This is a genomic window from Bacillus cereus group sp. BfR-BA-01382 (assembly GCF_022663475.1).
In the GTDB taxonomy this organism is placed as follows: Bacteria; Bacillota; Bacilli; order Bacillales; family Bacillaceae_G; genus Bacillus_A; species Bacillus_A thuringiensis_S.
The window spans coordinates 1-265 of sequence record NZ_JAKUFQ010000371.1 but is presented as its reverse complement, the minus strand read 5'-3'; the positions used below and the strand labels follow the sequence as shown (position 1 = coordinate 265).

Below are 265 nucleotides of genomic sequence, written 5' to 3'. Positions count from 1 at the left end.
CGTTACTACTTTGCCTTTTTCATCTTGCACTTCGAATGTTACGCCTTCTAATAACGCGCCACTTTCTTTGTCCACTTTTGTAATTTCTACTGAGCCTTTATCTAACTGTTCATTCTCTACTTTTAATGATAAGACTTCTATCATACCTTTTTTGATTTCGAATGATACTGGCTTCGCTAGTTTTTTATATCCTGGTAAGCTTTCTACCTCTACTAGCTTATATTTTCCTACTGATAAATCTGAAATTGTTGCTTTTCCATCTTTA

Annotated in this window: 1 protein-coding gene; it reads right to left on the bottom strand. The window is 34.0% G+C overall.

Going from position 1 to position 265, the window contains the following annotated elements:
* Positions 1–265 (bottom strand): MSCRAMM family protein (locus MR160_RS34370; protein WP_242299258.1); only part of this gene is annotated, 265 nt, incomplete at both ends.